At 44.3% G+C, this 17,473-nt stretch carries 13 protein-coding genes; 4 read left to right on the top strand and 9 right to left on the bottom strand.

Features of this window, described 5'->3' with window-relative positions:
* Window positions 1-206: 206 nt before the first annotated feature.
* The 3 genes from VK179_07205 to VK179_07195 all read left to right on the top strand — a co-directional run bounded on the left by VK179_07205 (window position 207) and on the right by VK179_07195 (window position 6,610).
* Window positions 207-3,047, top strand: coding sequence for a hypothetical protein (locus tag VK179_07205; GenBank protein ID HLO58512.1), 2,841 nt, complete (start codon window positions 207-209; stop codon window positions 3,045-3,047).
* 64 nt (window positions 3,048-3,111) lie between these two features.
* A complete protein-coding gene (locus VK179_07200) occupies window positions 3,112-4,629 on the top strand; it encodes a hypothetical protein (GenBank protein ID HLO58511.1) in 1,518 nt (505 codons plus the stop codon).
* Between the two features lie 88 nt (window positions 4,630-4,717).
* Complete coding sequence (locus VK179_07195; protein HLO58510.1) at window positions 4,718-6,610, top strand: family 20 glycosylhydrolase; 1,893 nt, start codon at window positions 4,718-4,720, stop codon at window positions 6,608-6,610.
* Between the two features lie 105 nt (window positions 6,611-6,715).
* Here VK179_07195 and VK179_07190 read toward each other — a convergent pair whose 3' ends face one another.
* The 9 genes from VK179_07190 to VK179_07150 form a co-directional block, all read right to left on the bottom strand.
* Window positions 6,716-7,615 carry a prohibitin family protein gene (locus VK179_07190; protein ID HLO58509.1) on the bottom strand — a complete coding sequence of 300 codons (900 nt, stop codon included), beginning with the start codon at window positions 7,613-7,615 and terminating at the stop codon, window positions 6,716-6,718.
* Between the two features lie 67 nt (window positions 7,616-7,682).
* Complete coding sequence (locus VK179_07185; protein ID HLO58508.1) at window positions 7,683-8,768, bottom strand: AMP-binding protein; 1,086 nt, start codon at window positions 8,766-8,768, stop codon at window positions 7,683-7,685.
* A gap of 3 nt (window positions 8,769-8,771) precedes the next feature.
* On the bottom strand, window positions 8,772-9,830 hold the full coding sequence (locus VK179_07180; protein ID HLO58507.1) for an o-succinylbenzoate synthase: 1,059 nt from the start codon (window positions 9,828-9,830) through the stop codon (window positions 8,772-8,774).
* Window positions 9,827-10,732, bottom strand: a complete 906-nt coding sequence (locus VK179_07175) for a 1,4-dihydroxy-2-naphthoate polyprenyltransferase (GenBank protein ID HLO58506.1) — start codon at window positions 10,730-10,732, stop codon at window positions 9,827-9,829. The genes VK179_07180 and VK179_07175 overlap by 4 nt, the downstream gene beginning before the upstream one ends.
* 85 nt (window positions 10,733-10,817) lie before the next feature.
* Window positions 10,818-11,639 (bottom strand): 1,4-dihydroxy-2-naphthoyl-CoA synthase, encoded by an 822-nt coding sequence (gene menB, locus VK179_07170; protein ID HLO58505.1) that lies wholly within the window; start codon window positions 11,637-11,639, stop codon window positions 10,818-10,820.
* An 18-nt stretch (window positions 11,640-11,657) separates the two neighbouring features.
* Window positions 11,658-13,316 carry a 2-succinyl-5-enolpyruvyl-6-hydroxy-3-cyclohexene-1-carboxylic-acid synthase gene (menD, locus tag VK179_07165; protein HLO58504.1) on the bottom strand — a complete coding sequence of 553 codons (1,659 nt, stop codon included), beginning with the start codon at window positions 13,314-13,316 and terminating at the stop codon, window positions 11,658-11,660.
* Window positions 13,317-13,318: 2 nt separating this feature from the next.
* On the bottom strand, window positions 13,319-14,443 hold the full coding sequence (locus VK179_07160) for a chorismate-binding protein (GenBank protein HLO58503.1): 1,125 nt from the start codon (window positions 14,441-14,443) through the stop codon (window positions 13,319-13,321).
* The gene (locus tag VK179_07155; protein HLO58502.1) at window positions 14,421-14,849 is read right to left on the bottom strand and encodes a PaaI family thioesterase; all 429 of its coding nucleotides are present in this window, start codon (window positions 14,847-14,849) and stop codon (window positions 14,421-14,423) included. Before VK179_07155 ends, VK179_07160 begins: the two co-directional genes overlap by 23 nt.
* A gap of 33 nt (window positions 14,850-14,882) precedes the next feature.
* A complete protein-coding gene (locus VK179_07150; GenBank protein ID HLO58501.1) occupies window positions 14,883-15,590 on the bottom strand; it encodes a ubiquinone/menaquinone biosynthesis methyltransferase in 708 nt (235 codons plus the stop codon).
* A 40-nt stretch (window positions 15,591-15,630) separates the two neighbouring features.
* On the opposite strand from VK179_07150, the gene gltX reads away from it, so the two are divergent.
* On the top strand, window positions 15,631-17,157 hold the full coding sequence (gene gltX / locus VK179_07145; protein ID HLO58500.1) for a glutamate--tRNA ligase: 1,527 nt from the start codon (window positions 15,631-15,633) through the stop codon (window positions 17,155-17,157).
* Window positions 17,158-17,473 lie beyond the last annotated feature (316 nt).

Below are 17,473 nucleotides of genomic sequence, written 5' to 3'. Positions count from 1 at the left end.
CTTAAATACCGGTTTGTAAAAATAGAAAATACCTTTTGTGCAACTATTTTTTTTATGATGATTTAGGTCAGCACCGGTTTATCGCATTTTTTTGTAATTTCATTCGACCGGTAATTAATTCAGAGACTTCTACAGAAAGGGAATTCTGAAAGAACCTAACATGCTTTGAATGCCGGGCTTGGATCAAAATCATATCAGATAAAAATATGAAAAAGAGTTTTTGCTTATTGATTTTGGTATGCACGGGCCTTTTTGGCTGCAAACAAACAGGAGGGATCGACCTTTCAGGCAAATGGTCATTTAAAACAGATCCCGGATCTAAGGGAATTCAGGAAAAATGGTATAATAGTCGGTTTGAAGAGACTGTACTGTTGCCGGGTTCCATGGCAACCAATATCAAAGGTGATGATATTTCAGTAAAAACGGAATGGACCGGGCAGATTGTGGATAGCTCATGGTTTACCTCTCCGGAATATGAAAAATACAGGAAGGCAGGGCAAATAAAAATTCCATTCTGGCTGCAACTCAACAAGCATTATGTCGGAATGGCCTGGTATCAAAAGGAGATAACCATCCCAAATAACTGGAAGGGCAAATACATTCAACTTTTTCTGGAACGATGTCATTGGGAAACATCCGTGTGGGTCGATGGCAAATGGACAGGCACACTGAATTCCCTGGGTACGCCCCATATCTATGATCTGACGGAATACCTAACGCCCGGTAAACACTCCATAACCATATTGGTAGATAACCGGATAAAAGACATTAATGTCGGCCAGAATTCGCACAGTATTTCCGATCACACACAGACGAACTGGAATGGCATAGCAGGCAAAATTGAACTTCAGTCGAAACCCCTGCTTCACATCGTCAACATAAAAGTTTTTCCTGATCTTAAAAAGAAACTAATCCGTGTTAAAGTGACTGTTGAAAATACAGCGGAAATTGAACAGAAAGCCACAATCACCCTGCTGGCCGTCACTGAACAGGGGATATCTCCGGAGAAGCTTAACTCTGAATCCACAGAGATATTTATAAAAGGCCGTTCAGCTGAATATGACCTTGAATATCCGATGGGGAATGAGCCCATGCTTTGGGATGAATTCAACCCTAACCTGTACAGGCTCAAAGTATCGGTTGAGAATGTGAAAAAGGAAACAGACTCCCAGGAAGTTTTATTTGGTATGAGGGAAATCCGTGTGAACGGGAAACAAATCGTTGTTAATGAGAAACCAGTTTTTTTCAGAGGGACACTTGAATGCGCCATATTTCCCAGAACCGGGTATCCTCCTACTGATACTGCCGAATGGATGCGGATATTCAGGATTGCCCGTTCCTATGGGTTAAATTTAATGCGCTTCCATTCATGGTGTCCGCCTGATGCTGCTTTTGAAGCGGCTGACAGAACAGGTTTCTACCTGCATGTTGAATGTTCTTCCTGGGCCAACCAGGGAACATCTATAGGCAACGGCCTGCCTGTGGATCAGTTTATTTATGACGAAAGTGAACGAATGGTAAATGCTTATGGTAATCATCCTTCATTCTGCATGCTGCTTTATGGAAATGAACCGGATGGAAAAAATATGAATACATGGCTTGGAAGTTTTATCGATCACTGGAAGAGTAAAGATTTACGGCGAATATACTCCGGGGGTGCCGGTTGGCCGATTATACCTGAAAATGATTTCAATAATGTGCCGGAACCCAGGATCCAGGGATGGGGCCAGGGATTAAACAGCATTATCAATGCCCAGCCACCAAAAACCGATTATGACTGGCGAGATAAAATATCAGCCACAAAGCCAACCATAAGTCATGAAATCGGCCAATGGTGTGCTTATCCCGATTTTAAGGAGATTTCTCAATATACAGGAGTCTTAAAGCCTGAGAATTTTGAGATCTTCAGGGAAACACTTGAAAAGAACAACATGGGATCCCTGGCCGATAGTTTCCTTCTGGCATCGGGGAAATTGCAGGTTTTATGCTACAAGGCAGATATCGAGGCCGCCTTGAGGACACCGGGTTTCGGAGGCTTTGAATTACTCGATCTGCATGATTTTCCGGGTCAGGGAACAGCTTTGGTGGGCGTACTGAATGCTTTCTGGAACTCAAAAGGATATGTGACTCCCGGGGAATACAGGCGATTCTGCAATTCCACAGTACCATTGGTCAGGTTACCCAAACTGATTTATACTGATGGCGATTCCCTTATTGCCTCACTTGAAATAGCACATTTCGGAAAGGCACCGCTTAAGCAAATGATCCCTTCCTGGAAACTCACTGCAGAGGGTGGAGAACCAATTGCAGACGGAAAATTACCGGCAACCGATATACCCATTGGAAGCTCATACTGGTTGGGAGCCATTCATATTCAACTCAGAGGTTTTGAAAAGCCTCAGAAACTTACCCTTACCTTATCGGCGGGTGAATATGAAAACAGCTGGCCTGTCTGGGTATATCCCGGTAAACAGCAGGAAATAAGGGATAATATCCTGGTAACACAATCTTTAGATCAGAAAGCTGTGGATGTGCTGAACCATGGGGGAAAAGTTTTGCTGACAATAAAAAAAGGCAGCATTAAACCGGAGCAGGGAGGAGATGTTGCTGTGGGATTTTCAAGCATATTCTGGAACACTGCATGGACAAGTAACCAGGCACCGCATACCCTGGGAATTCTTTGCAATCCCAAACATCCTGCATTTAATGAATTTCCGACAGATTTTTACAGTGATTATCAGTGGTGGGATGCCATGAGCCATTCCAATGCCCTGTTATTATCTGATCTTCCACCTGGCCTGAAACCCATAGTCAGAGTTATTGATACCTGGTTCAGGAACCGTCCGCTGGCCTTACTATTCGAGGCCCGGATAGGGAAGGGTAAAATTATCGTTTCAGGAATTGATTTAATTACGGATAGCGGTAAAAGGCCTGAAAGCCGGCAATTTCTGTATAGTCTGAAGAAATACATGTCGTCTTCGGATTTTAACCCTTCTGTGAAAATCAACATAGAGGATGTTCAGCGGAAATTCCTAAATTTGGATTAAAGATGATCCAACTTGAATTCTCATTGCAACAAAACGGGAATTACTCAATTAACTATAATTCTTTATGAAAGTCATTACTTTAATACTGGCCTCCGCCATGATAACAGGTAGTTTTGCCCAAACCCCGGTGGGGGTTTTTGAAAGCCACTCGGATATCGGAAATCCAAAACATGCAGGATCAACTGTATTTGATGAGAGCTCACAAACCTATACAATGAAAGGAGCAGGATATAATATATGGTTCGAAAGGGATGAATTTCAGTATGCTTATAAAAAATTAAAAGGCGATTTTATTCTGACAGCGAATTTTGCTTTTGAAGGAAAAGGTGTTGACCCGCACCGGAAAGTGGGCTGGATGGTACGGGAAACACTTGACGATAATTCTTCGCATTACAGTGCCGTATTGCACAGTGCAGGGCTAACCGTTATGCAATGGCGGCCTTTGAAAGGCGCTTTCATGAGGGACCCGCAGGATGAGATCTTTGCACCCAAGGAAGGTTACCAGGTGCTTCAGCTGGAACGCCAGGGCAAAAAAATGATCTTCAGGGCTGCCCAGGTCGGTGAGCCTTTACAGCTTATAGGAACCACAATGGCAAATGATCTTCCGGATGATGTTTTTGCAGGAATTTTTATTACATCGCATAACCCCGATGTGGTTGAACAGGCGAAAATCTGGAATGTAAGGATTGATCAGCCGGTTGCTGATACATACAATCCCGATAAAGAAGGATGGATTGGATGCAGGATGGAGATTCTTGATGTTTTCACCGGTATGCGAAAAGTAATTCATGAATCGAAAGGCCGTTTTGAAGCACCTAACTGGATGCCTGACGGAAAAAGCCTGCTTTTTAATGAAAACGGCTCATTGTATACCATTCCTGTTGAAGGAGGAACACCGGCGAAACTGAATACCGGATCACTCGACAGGATGAATAATGATCACGGCATCTCGTTCAAAGGTAAAATGCTTGCCGTGAGCAACCATCGTCCCGGCTTGCCAGGCGGAGGATCATCGGTTTATGTGTTACCGCTTTCAGGCGGAGAAGGCAAACTCATTACGGAAAAAACACCCTCCTATTTCCACGGATGGACAGGAGATGACAAATGGGTGCTTTATGTAGCCCAGCGTGATACTCCTATTTATAATGTTTATAAGAGTCCCGCTGCCGGCGGACCGGAAGTACAGCTTACTTTCTTCAAAAACGGTCATGTTGACGGACCTGAAGGATCACCCGACAATAAATATATTTACTATAACGGCAGCCAGACCGGCACCATGCAGCTGTGGAGAATGAAGCCGGATGGTTCGGCAAGGGAACAGCTTACCTTTGATGAGTATAACGACTGGTTCCCGCATATTTCGCCGGATGGCAAATGGATTCTGTTCATATCGTTTCCGACAGAAATCGATCCCGATGCACATCCCTCTTACAAAAGGGTAATGCTGAGAATTATGCCGGTTAACGGCGGCGCACCCAAAGTGGTGGCTTATCTTTACGGAGGGCAGGGGACAATCAATGTTCCGTCATGGTCGCCTGACAGCCGGCATGTGGCATTTGTAAGCAACTCCGGAAAGCAGTAGGGAGTAAGGAGTAAGGAGTAGGGAGAGGTAGAGACGCGATTTATCGCGTCTATGGTAATTGAATTTTATTACTAATTGTAAATGCAATATGAAAAGACTAATTTTTGGATTATTACTGATTACCGGAGTTGCTGCTATGGGACAGACAACTAAAGTGAATATTATTCCTCAGCCGGCCAGTGTCCAGGTTCTTACCGGATCATGGACCCTGAACCAGGGCGCTTCAGTGGGATATAATAAAGATGAGGCGAAGCCTGTTGCGGATGCTCTTGTTACATACCTGGGCACACCAACAGGGCTTAAGTTTGCCGGCAAAAAGGGAACAGGGAATTCTATCCAGCTTAACCTGAATGACAAAGAGGATGCTAAACTGGGTTCAGAAGGTTATACACTTGCAAGCTCGGCAAAAGGGGTTGTAATTACTGCTAACAAACCGGCAGGCTTGTATTATGGCATACAAACCCTGCTTCAGTTATTCCCTAAGGAAATTGAAAGCAAAAAAGCCGTAAAAGGCCAGTGGACAATACCTGCAGTATTGATTACCGATTCACCGCGTTTCGGATGGAGAGGTCTTATGCTCGATGTAAGCCGTAATTTTTTCACAAAAGATGAGGTTAAAGCCTATATCGACCAGATGGCCCGTTTCAAATTTAATACCCTGCACTGGCATTTAACCGATGACAATGGCTGGAGAATTGAAATCAAGTCGCTGCCCAGGCTTACTGAAGTAGGGGCATGGCGTGCCGAACGGCATGGTCATTTTGGTGACAGGGCTGACGTTAAGCCCGATGAACCTTCAACAGTTGGCGGTTTTTATACCCAGGACGATATCCGGGAGATCATCAAATATGCTGCTGACCGATATGTTACCATAGTGCCTGAAATTGATGTTCCCGGTCACAGCATGGCCGCCATTGCAGCGTATCCGGAACTCAGTACCAAAAAGGATCCGAATACCCGTGTAAATCCCGGTACTAATTTTGCCGAATGGTATGGTGACGGGAAGTTCAGAATGCTCATTGAAAATACGCTGAATCCCTCCGATGAAAAGGTTTATGAGTTTCTCGACAAGGTTTTCACCGAAGTGGCACAGTTGTTCCCGAATCCCTATATCCATGTTGGCGGTGATGAATGCTACAAGGGATTTTGGGAAGAAGATGCCGGTTGCCAGGCGCTCATGAAAGCACAGAATATGACCGATGTGGAACAGCTCCAGGGTTATTTTGTGAACCGTCTCGAGAAAATTCTGAATGCAAAAGGTAAAAAGCTCCTGGGATGGGATGAAATCCTTGAGGGTGGAATTTCACCGGGCGCTACTGTAATGAGCTGGAGAGGCGTCGAAGGCGGAATAAAAGCTGCAAAAATGGGACATGATGTGGTTATGACGCCTACAACATTCTGTTATATCGACTATACGCAGGGTGACGTTACTGTTGATCCTCCGATATATGCTACTTTACGACTGCAGAAAAGCTACAGCTTTGAACCGGTTCCAGAAGGTGTTGATGCAAAGTACATCCTGGGTGGCCAGGGCAACCTTTGGACCGAACAGGTTGAAACGCTTCGCTATGCGCAATATATGACCTGGCCAAGAGGCTGGGCCCTGATCGAGGATTTCTGGACTCCTGCACAGAATAAGAACTGGAGCAATTTTGTGGAAAGAGTGGAAAACCAGTTTACGCGCTCGGACATCGCAGAAATAAACTATTCAAAAGCTATGTATGATGCCATTGTCAATGCAACCATTAAGGACGGCAAGATGTGGATTGATATGGCATCGGAAGTTCCCGGAGTTGATATTTTCTATAGTATCGACGGTTCAATGCCCGATCAATATTCTCCGAAATATACAGCTCCTTTTGCCTTGCCCGAGGGACCTATAACCCTTAGAGTGGTAACCTACAGGAACGGACAGGAGATTGGTCACCTGATTACATTAACTCCGGAACTGCTTAAGCAGAGAGCAGGATTGAGTGATTAAGTAATAAGGTGATTAAGTAATAAGGTGATTAAGCAATAAGGAGATAATTACCTTATTACTTAATCCCTTAATCCCTTAATCCCTTAATCCCTTAATCCCTTCTACTCAATTGCTATTCAGCATAATCGGCGTATTCTTGCCGTCACCCATTATGATCAGTTTGGCATTCGGTGATGTAGAAATAGCCTTGATCATTTCGTACTGCAACTGCCTGTCAGTTAATGAAAGGCTGATGATTTTCTGGTAATCGGCGATACCCTGTGCTTCCACACGCTTGCGTTCAGCTTCCTGTTTTTCCTTCTGCAGAACGAAAGTCATTTTCTGTGCCTCCTGTTCAGCATTGATTTTAGACTCGATAGCCTGTTTAACTGATTCAGGGAGGGTAATATTCCTGACAAGCAATTGCTCGAGCAGCAGACCCCTGGCTTTAAAATCACTTTCAATAGTCTTATATATGCGCTCCTGGAATTCATCTCTTTTTGTCGAATACAGTGCCACTGCTTCGTAATATACTGCATTGTCCCTGATTTTGGTTCTGCATATCGGCCTAACAATGATATTTTTATAATCTATCCCGATTTCCCTCAGAATTTTTGGTGTTTCTGCAGGAATCACTTTGTAAAGGACGGTAAGGTCAAGTACTACTTCGAGGCCATCCGATGTAAGAACCCTGATGGCATCATCACCTGTAATATCCCCTTCCGCAGCTACACCCGACATAGTATAGTTCTGCGTCCTCTTGTCGAATCGTACAACCTGAACAAGCGGATTTTTAACGTTTAAGCCGCTCTCGAGAATCCGGTCGCTGACCTTTCCGAAAAGTTTCTGAACGCCAACCTCACCGGGTTCGATTTGTACCACACAGGTTAACATAAGTCCGATCAGAATAATAAGAAAACCTGCTGCTTTTATAGGATTACCGTAGCGCTGCAATGATGAGCTGTTCATCCTGGCCGAAGAGAAACCAATGATGAGCACAATTATTCCAAGAATAATCAGAAACATATTGTTAAATTTTTAGGGTTTAGGACACTGTAAACAAAATAAAGATAGAAAATCGGGTAATCGGAATTTAATAACAGTTCAAAATAATTTCAGCGAGCTTTCTCCTGTCAATCTTCAGGGCATCGTTACGGGGAAAATGCGGTACTGAAATTACCTCTTTTGGTTTCCAACGACGGGGAAGTATACCTGCAAATCTTGTTTTCAGAGTATCGGCAGAATCTGTTGTTGTGCTGGTGTCTTCAACCACAATTACAAGCTTATTGCCCAGTTTTTTATCCGGAATTCCCATTGCCACGCACTCTATTGATTCTTTTTCCATTACAAGTGCTTCCACTTCCTCGGGAACGATTTTGATGCCTCCTGAATTAATCAGGTTATCAAACCTTCCGATCCACCGGAATCTGTTATTACCGGTAAAACTCACCATATCGTTTGAGATAACCGGTGCAGGCAGATAGGATGCATGAATAAGAAGGCAGCTTCTTTCATCAGCCGACAGGCTGATATCAGGAAGCGCTATGTAATCGGGATGCTGACCGGAACCGTTTAATTTACGGATAGCAACATGAGAGCAGGTCTCGGCCATACCGTAGCTGGCAAATGCAAGGGTGTCGGTTTCCTGGAGTCGCTTTTCAAGTTCGCGGCTTATTTCGGCCCCTCCGATAAGCAGTTTTTTAACAGGCGACAGGTCAGTGCTGCAAAGCATCAGATTGGTCACCTGGAGCGGAACCATGGCACAAAAATCAATCTTTTCCGAAACCCGAATCTCAGGTACACTACGGGGCTCTGTTATGAATAAATTTAATCCGCCAGCCATACTCCGAACGATCATCATTTTGCCGGCAATGTAATCGGTGGGCATACAAAGAAGTGCTGAATCCCCTTTGTGAAGATTAAAAAAAGAACACGTATTCAGGGCCGATTTAATCATTGCCATTTTAGACAATTTTATTTCCTTGGGCCTACCGGTGGTTCCGGATGAATATTGAATGATATGATCGCTGTTACTGAGCCAGGTAATAATAAACCTGAAGATTTCCTTCTCCCACGGATGTGTGTCAGAAGAAACGATGCGCTCTCCGCTATATTCGAGCAGTTCTTTATACGAGTAATAGTTGTTGTGTAGTGTCAGTCCAAGTTTCCAGGGCTCCATATTTCACTCCAGTTCAAACGACGAAAGATCCCATTTACGTTCGGGATCAAAATACAGCCTTTCGCCATGAAGGTATAAAGGTGATCTGATGTTATTGTTGTAAAGTGAACCCGTGCTTAGCCCATGGTATATTTCATTTTTCAAGGTATAAGTCCACTGGGCTATGGCATTGAGGCCGATATTTGTTTCAAGTGAGGAAGTGATCCACCACCCGATATTTTTTTCCTGTGCAAGGTTTATCCATTCCTTGCATGAAGCCAGGCCGCCCAGTAACCCGGGTTTTAGTACCAGGTATTTTGGTTTTATAGTTTCAAGAAGCTTTTTCCGGCCTGTCATTGTATGTTTTCCGATCAGTTCCTCATCCAGTGCAATGGGTACCGGCGATGCCTCGCATATCTTCGCGAGGTCTTCGGGATGTCCTGCAGAAATAGGCTGTTCAATGCTGTGAATCTGAAATTCAGAGAGTATTTTAATAACTTCCAGTGCCTCCGATTTCCCGAAGGCACCGTTGGCATCCAGGCGTATTTCAACTTCATCAGGTGAACAGTGTTCTCTTATGAAACGCAGCACTTCTATCTCTTCCCGAAGATCAAGCGCTCCGATCTTAAGCTTCAGGCATGTAAACCCATCATTCATCCGTTGGCGTATCTGGCGGATCATTTCGCTTTTATCCGACATCCATACAAGGCCGTTGATCCAAATGGAGTCCTTCCCTTCAGTAAAACCTGACGGATACAGAATCTTTGAACCGTTAGCCCGGATATCTTTCCAGGCCGTTTCTACGGCAAAATTGATAGAAGGCCATTCAATAAGGCTACTGTCATTAAAATAGTCCCCTTCGTTGATCCGGTCAATAGTCTGATTGAGTTTCTGCTTAAAGCCTTTGACATCATCATAACTAAGTCCCGGAAACAGCGAACATTCACCCACTCCTGCAATGGTGGGATCATCAGTATGATACAATATGATGAAATATACTTTTTTGGTCATCAGGGTTCCACGTGAGGTGGTTGCAGGCCGTTGGAAATGAAATTCCAGGTATGAGGATTTAGCTTTTATCATTTTAAAATGAGTCCTAAGCCGAAGGTTATTGAAAATATAAAGGTACTGAATGCCAGTTTTTTGAGTTCGGTATTTAATTCACCCGGATCCGTGTTTTTCATTACGACGATGGCGTTTAATGCAAAAAGCGGGCAGGTAAGTATGAAAAGAAACTGAAATACGGAATCAAATTTAACAAAAGTATAGATCAGGGAAAAAACAATGGAAAAACTAATCAGGGCAAGATGGTAATATTTTGCTGCTTTGCTGCCGATATATACAACCAGTGTGCGTTTTCCTGATAGGGTATCATTTTCAATATCCCGCATATTATTAATGTTCAGAACGCCGGAACTTAAAAGACCGATTGCAGAAGCAGGAAGTAAAATCCAGGGATCAAAAGAATTGGTATGAAGATAAAACGTACCGGCCACGCCCACAATACCGAAATAAATGAATACGAAAACATCTCCAAGCCCGATATATCCATAGGGGTTTTTCCCGATTGTGTATTTTATGGCGGCATAAATAGCTGAAAGTCCAAGGATAAAGAAGAACAGGATAGTTTTCCATCCGATGTTCCGCAGCCCGGTAAAAATAAGGATTGATCCGGATGCAAGAGCAAGTACTATGAAAAGCACGATCATGCTTCTCATCTGTTGGTGGGTTACCAGACCGCTCTGCATGGCTCTTAACGGGCCGACACGGTTTGCATTATCCGTTCCGTGAACGGTATCGCCATAATCATTGGCAAGGTTTGAAAGTATCTGAAGGAAAAGTGTTGTAAGTATGGCAAGGATAAAAACATACCAGTGAAATGAACCATGAGCATAGGCCAGGAAACTTCCGAGAATGGCGCTTGACAGGGCAAGGGGAAGTGTCCGCAGCCTGAAGGCTTTTATCCAGATGTTCAGATGCTTCATGTTATAGTTATTAACCATAATGCCGTACCGGTGCTCTAAATCCTGTACCCATACCATGCTACCATAATGTCGCTCCTAACGGAGCTTACGGGAGCTTCGGATACTTTGAAAAATCAGGCTTACGCTTTTCAAGAAAGGCCTTTTTACCTTCCTGTGCTTCATCGGACATATAATACAACATCGTGGCATTTCCGGCCAGTTCCTGGATTCCGGCCTGTCCGTCAAGCTCAGCGTTTAGACCTGCTTTAATCATTCTGAGTGCAATGGGACTATGCTGCATAATTTTTTCGCACCACGCAACAGTCTCATCCTCTAAAACATCAAAAGGTACCACCTTGTTCACAAGTCCCATTTCAAGTGCCTGGGCAGCCGAATATTGTTCACACAGGAACCATATTTCCCGCGCTTTTTTCTGTCCCACAATTCTTGCCAGGTAAGAAGAACCAAAACCGGCATCGAAGCTTCCCACACGCGGACCGGTTTGACCAAAAATAGCATTATCGGATGCAATCGTGAGGTCACACACCACATGCAGCACATGGCCGCCCCCAATGGCATAACCGTTAACCATGGCGATAACCGGCTTGGGAATCGACCGGATCATTTTCTGCAAATCGAGCACATTCAGACGCGGAACTCCATCTTTGCCGATGTATCCCGCAAATCCTTTTACATTCTGGTCACCTCCGCTGCAGAAAGCTTTATCCCCTGCGCCTGTAAGAATTACAACTGAAATATCAGGGTTTTCACGGCAATACGACATGGCATCACACATTTCCCGTGTTGTATCGGGCGTAAAGGCATTGCGGTACCTGGGGCGGTTAATGGTTATCCTTGCGATTCCTTCAAAGAAATCAAAGAGAATCTCTTCATATGTTTTTAGTGTCTTCCATTCTCTCATATGCATTCCTCTTTCAAATTAGTTTCAGTTTCCGGCCATCAGCTTCCGGAAGGAATCCGCGCTTGTCACGGCATTTGTTTTTATCTCAAGAATGGCTGATGATTTTGCGTTCATAAGTTCTGGCCATTTTTCTTCTATTTCTCCCGGATCGGATGCGGCGAAATAACCTAATCCGTAAGCATCAGCTAATTTAGCAATATTTACCGGATGGTTTGCCTCCACGAACTTTTTAAATCCGGGTTGATCCGAAGGGCCTTTCAATATGTGAAAAATACCGCCGCCTTCATTATTAATCACAATAACCTTAAGGTTAGCTGGCATTTCACGGTTCCACATGGCATTTGAATCATACAGGAATCCCAGGTCGCCAATCATAGCCACCACGGGTTTATCGCTAACCCGTGCAATTCCTGCGGCGGTTGAAAAACTACCATCAATTCCCGAAACCCCGCGGTTTGAATAGAATGTTAGTTTTTTCCTGAACCTGAAAAGCTGTGAATAGCGGATAATACTGCTGTTTCCGGCAACGACAACAGCATTGTCGGGCACCAGGTCAACCAGTTTTCTGAAAACATGGATGTCAGAGAAGGGTAATTCTTCAAGCTTTGCAGATGCAAGGTTATCTGCAGTTTCAGACAGCTTCAGCCAGTCAGAACGGTAATCACTTCCGGTTTTTTTCTGGATGTACTTATTCAATGCCGCATATACAGGTACGGCCGGATACGGGATCACCCCGGAAATCTTTCTGAACGTATCTACAATACTGTCATCCTTTCCGATTCTCCAGCACCTGATATCACGAGCTTTCCGCAGGTAAGAGGTCAGCGATTTTGAAACTACCTGTCCACCACTATGCAAAACCAGGTCAGGTGGTGCCGGACTGTTCCGTTTGAATACCGACAATGCCAGGTTTGAATTTTGGATAACCTTTTCGCTTCCAAGGTTTGAGATGTTTTCTGCAATCAGGGCAACTCTCGGATCCTCAAGCAGGGGTTTCAATGCTTCTATGGCCCCCGGCTGATCCTGGCCGTGAACGATCATGATCCTCCGGGCATTTTTCCACATATCCAGGAATTCTTGCGGAAGGCTAAGCATTGTTTCCCCTGCAAATTCAGGAATGATCCTGAGATGTTCAGAGGGTAAAGGGAGGTCTTCATATAAGGGCTCAGTAAGAGGAACATTGATCTGCACCGGGCCCTTAGGATTACCTGAACTTGCATTTACTGCATCGTTCGCGATCCTGTGGGCAAACCAAAGATCATCTTCTGTAACCGTGTACTGCGGTAATTCAAAGCTCCGCCTTATATAATTCCGGTAAATACCGTTTTGCCTTAAAGTCTGGTTATCAAACTGGTCAATCCATTCATGAGGCCTGTCGGCTGTAATGGCTATGAGGGGGACTTTCTGATAGAAAGCTTCAGCAAGTGCCGGAGCGTAATTCAAAACTGCGGTCCCGGATGTACAAATCAGCACAACCGGTTTTTGAGTATACAGAGCGATACCCAGGGCAAAATATGCGGCACTTCGTTCATCCACCAAACTTATGCAGTTATCGCCGAATCTTTCGGAAAAAGCCCTTATCAGCGGCGCACTTCTCGATCCGGGGGAGATTACAATGTGTTCAATGCTCCTTCTTTTAAGAATTTCTGCAAGGTCGGTGATATGTTGTTTGGGATGAAGCATTATCACTGCATCTCTTTAATAACCGAAAGCAATGTGTCAGCCTTGATTTCTGTTTCTTCCCATTCCTCTTCAGGCATTGATTCACCTGTAATTCCACCTCCAATGTACAGAATAAGCCTGTCGTCATACACTTTCATGCATCTGAGATTCACAAACAGGCATACCTTATCGGTAAAGCCAACCGGTCCGAGAAATCCGGCATAGAATTCACGGTTATGTTTTTCGAAATTCCGGATAAAATCCATCGCCTGTCCTGTCGACATCCCGCAAACGGCAGGAGTGGGATGCAGGGCATGGATAAGTGCCGGCAATCTTCGGCCAACCATTTTCCGGTCAAATGAGAAATCGGTTCTTAAATGCAGCAGGTTCCCTGCCCGGATCACATAAGGGCCGTTTTTTTCAACATGATTTATATCAAATCCATTCAGGATTTTCTCAATATGCCGGGTTACATATTTCTGCTCTTCGAGTTCTTTATGATTCCAGTTGGCGATATCAAGATTATATTTGTTCAATGGTCTGGTCCCGGCCAGGGAAACGGTTTTCAATCGCTGATCGTGTGAGCAGACAAAGGGTTCGGGACTGGCACCAATCCAGCACTGACCTTTAACAAAGAAAAGATAAACAAATGCATCAGGGTAGGCAGAACACAACGCCGTAAAAACCTGCGGCATAAGCATTCTGAATTTTCCCTTCACTGATTTAACCCTTGATAATACAACTTTTTCAAAATCACCTCTTTTGATTTTAATCACTGAATCGCTGATGAGCTTAATATATTCTGCTTGGGTTGTATCATCGGGAAAAGGAGAAAGCGGATACGGATCATGTTCAGGAAGGTGCTGAAGCCTTTCAAACTGATCGCCTGTGGTTGTGTTATGAAGAATGATATCAGGCCGGATTAACCAGGTTTCATTATGTTCCCTTGAAAAGGGAGCGATCAGAAATCCTTTGTCCGGAAGATGATGATCCATTTTTGCCGGGATCTGCACTACCGGATCCTGCTGTATAACAAGCGTTGAATTCTTTTCGCCTGGTAACCTGTAGGCTGCAAAATGTAAATTCCGGTGAAGACAAAGTGAGATTGCCTCCTGTAGGGTGGTACTATTGTTCAATACTTCCGGCATCAGGATGTTGTTTCTTTTTTATGATCATCATAGTAACCCGAACCACAGAAATTAGTTTACCCGTATCACTCTTGATTCTCACATCCCATACATGCGTTTTCCGACCCCTGTGGATAATATCAGCCCTTGCATAAAGCATCCCTTCACTTACCGGTGACAAATGATTACCGGAAACCTGCAATCCTACCACATCATATTTTGAAGCATCAACATGCAAATAAGATCCTCCGCTGGCAATAGTTTCAGCAAGCGCAAGTGAAGCTCCTCCATGCAAAAGACCCATTGGCTGAAGTTTATTATCTACCGGCATTGATGCTTCAAGGAAATCGTCACCATAGTTCAGAAATTCAATACCGAGAAAACTGATAAAGGTTCCGCGGCAGATTTCATTCAGTTTGTTGATCATAAATAGAATTAAACTGTAACAAAGATAGCAAAATCACTTCGCTGATTTAATGACTTCAAGCAGATTTGCCGATCCGAAAAGAAAACGGTGCTTCATATGAAGATCCAGACCAAACGGTTCAAGCATTGACCTTAGTTCATTGAATGTATAGAAACCGGCGGATGATCCGGCAAGGTAACGGTAAGCATTCCAGTTGCCCGAAAGGATACCGCCAAGCGGCACCAACACAGATTTAAGATATACCGAATAAAAAAACCGGATGAATCCGTTTGAGGGCTGCGAACTTTCAAGGATCAGCAGTTTGCCGCCGATTTTAAGAACCCGGCTGATTTCAGCGATATGGTTAGCGGCTGACGGATTTTGCCAGGTAAGGTTTCTGAAACCGAAACCGATTGTAATGCAGTCAAATGATTCGTCAGTGAAAGGCATTGTAGCGGCATCCCCGCGGATGAATTCAATATTCAGATTATCTTTCTCCGATTTATGACTGGCAACTGAAAGCATTTCAGGGTTCAAATCAAACCCGGTCACTGTGCAGTTCGTGCCGGCCTTCTTTTGTATTTCGATGGCAAGGTCGCCTGTACCACAGCAAAGATCAAGCACATTCCGGGGATTTACCGACAGGCATTCGTTAACCGTAATCTTTCTCCATTTTTTATCGAGACCAAAAGTAAAAAGCCTGTTAACCAGATCGTATGTGCGGTAAATACGGGAGTAATAGTGTTGGAGTGGATGTTCCATCCGGCAAAATTAACATATCTTTGCCAAATAATTCATTTCTATGTCCAGAAGAGTCAGAGTGCGCTTTGCGCCTAGTCCAACAGGTCCCCTGCACATCGGCGGGGTCCGGACAGCTTTGTTTAACTATCTGTTTGCCCTCAGGAACAATGGTGATTTTATTCTGAGGATTGAAGACACCGACCAGGCCAGGTTTGTGCCGGGAGCCGAAGAATACATTATTGAATCACTCAAGTGGTGTGGCCTTCATTATTCCGAAGGTCCTGACAAAGAAGGACCTCACAGCCCTTACAGGCAAAGCCTGAGAAAAGAAATTTACAGGCAGTATGCCGAAAAACTGGTATCTGAAGGCAATGCTTATTATGCATTTGATGAGCCCCAGGTACTGGACACGATTCGCAAAGAGTACGAATCGGATGGAAAGAACTTCCAGTATGACAGTTCCACCCGTTTAAAAATGAGAAATTCCCTTACGCTGGGTGAAACTGAAACCATTGAACTTCTTGAAACAGGTGCTCCGCATGTAATCCGGTTCAAAATGCCTGAAAACCATGAAGTCGTTGTTAAAGACATAATCCGGGGTGAGGTTAAGGTGAACACATCATTGCTGGATGACAAGGTGTTATATAAAGGTGACGGTCTTCCCACGTATCACCTGGCCAACATTGTGGATGATTATCTGATGGAAATCACCCATGTGATCAGGGGAGAAGAATGGCTTCCCTCGTTGCCCCTGCATGTGCTGTTATACAGGGCTCTGGGATGGGAAAATGTGATGCCGGAATTCGCTCATCTGCCCCTTATTCTGAAACCCAATGGACAGGGAAAACTCAGTAAACGCGACGGTGATAAAATGGGATTCCCCGTATTCCCCCTGCAATGGACGGATCCGTTCTCAGGTGAAGTTTCATCTGGTTACCGTGAATCGGGGTATTTTCCTGAAGCCATGGTGAACATCCTGGCGTTCCTGGGCTGGAATCCGGGCACCGAAAAGGAGATTTTCTCGATGTGCGAACTTGCGGATGCATTCAGCCTTGACCGGGTAGGGAAATCAGGTTCGCACTTCGATCCTGAAAAGGCAAAATGGTACAACCAGCAATATCTCCGTTCGAAATCAGATGCCGATCTGGCTGCCTTTTTTGTACCCGTGGTTCAGCAGAAAGGACACCCGGTTCAATTGGATTATCTTAAAAAAGTGGCTGCTCACGTTAAGGAAAGGCTTGTTTTTGTAAAGGATTTCTGGGACCAGGCTTTCTATTTCTTTGAAGCCCCGGCTTCTTATGATCAGCAGATGGTTAAAAAGGTTTGGAAAGAAGATACGTACCGCATTGTGGTTGAAGTCAAATCAATTTTTGAAGGGTTAACTGATTTCAGTTCACAAAGCATGGAAGCAGCCGTGAATCAATATGTCACCGAAAATCAGATAGGCTTCGGCAAAGTGGCAACTCCTCTCAGGCTCCTGATCGTCGGTTCAGGCATGGGTCCCCATTTGTTTGATATCATGGAAATGATAGGAAAGAGTGAGACGGTGAGGAGGATTGATATAGGATTGAAATCCTTTCAATCTTAATCGGGGTTTCACCCCGAATAGTGTGTTCTTTCTTTGTCCCGGCCCACCCACGGTGCTTCGATTATTGTTGTGATCTATATTTAAAGCAGTGTGATAGTGTTATTGACTATCCGCTTCATTGAACATAATGATAAGGCCTAGGGACCGCTACGTCCGCCTCTGAAAAAACGCGTTAAAAAAATTAATTCACGAAGCGTTAAAAAAGAAAAGCTGTCTGAGCCCGATTCCTGCGGGCGAGTTCTTTTCTTTTAGCGTAGTGAATTAATTTTTAGCGATTTTTTCAGCAGCGGCGGCATTTTTTGCTTACTTTTTTTTG

This window comes from Bacteroidales bacterium (assembly GCA_035299085.1).
Lineage (GTDB): Bacteria > Bacteroidota > Bacteroidia > Bacteroidales > UBA10428 > UBA5072.
This window is presented reverse-complemented; position numbering and strand designations above follow the sequence as displayed.

Bases quoted from the DNA above. Each gene is read 5' to 3' on its own strand.
- VK179_07150 (HLO58501.1), bottom strand. From the start codon at position 15,590: ATGGAACATCCACTCCAACACTATTACTCCCGTATTTACCGCACATAC.
- VK179_07190 (HLO58509.1), bottom strand. From the start codon at position 7,615: ATGTTTCTGATTATTCTTGGAATAATTGTGCTCATCATTGGTTTCTCT.
- VK179_07175 (HLO58506.1), bottom strand. From the start codon at position 10,732: ATGAAGCATCTGAACATCTGGATAAAAGCCTTCAGGCTGCGGACACTT.
- VK179_07155 (HLO58502.1), bottom strand. From the start codon at position 14,849: ATGATCAACAAACTGAATGAAATCTGCCGCGGAACCTTTATCAGTTTT.
- gltX (HLO58500.1), top strand. From the start codon at position 15,631: ATGTCCAGAAGAGTCAGAGTGCGCTTTGCGCCTAGTCCAACAGGTCCC.
- VK179_07180 (HLO58507.1), bottom strand. From the start codon at position 9,830: ATGATAAAAGCTAAATCCTCATACCTGGAATTTCATTTCCAACGGCCT.
- VK179_07195 (HLO58510.1), top strand. From the start codon at position 4,718: ATGAAAAGACTAATTTTTGGATTATTACTGATTACCGGAGTTGCTGCT.
- VK179_07160 (HLO58503.1), bottom strand. From the start codon at position 14,443: ATGCCGGAAGTATTGAACAATAGTACCACCCTACAGGAGGCAATCTCA.
- menB (HLO58505.1), bottom strand. From the start codon at position 11,639: ATGCATATGAGAGAATGGAAGACACTAAAAACATATGAAGAGATTCTC.
- VK179_07200 (HLO58511.1), top strand. From the start codon at position 3,112: ATGAAAGTCATTACTTTAATACTGGCCTCCGCCATGATAACAGGTAGT.
- VK179_07185 (HLO58508.1), bottom strand. From the start codon at position 8,768: ATGGAGCCCTGGAAACTTGGACTGACACTACACAACAACTATTACTCG.
- VK179_07205 (HLO58512.1), top strand. From the start codon at position 207: ATGAAAAAGAGTTTTTGCTTATTGATTTTGGTATGCACGGGCCTTTTT.
- menD (HLO58504.1), bottom strand. From the start codon at position 13,316: ATGCTTCATCCCAAACAACATATCACCGACCTTGCAGAAATTCTTAAA.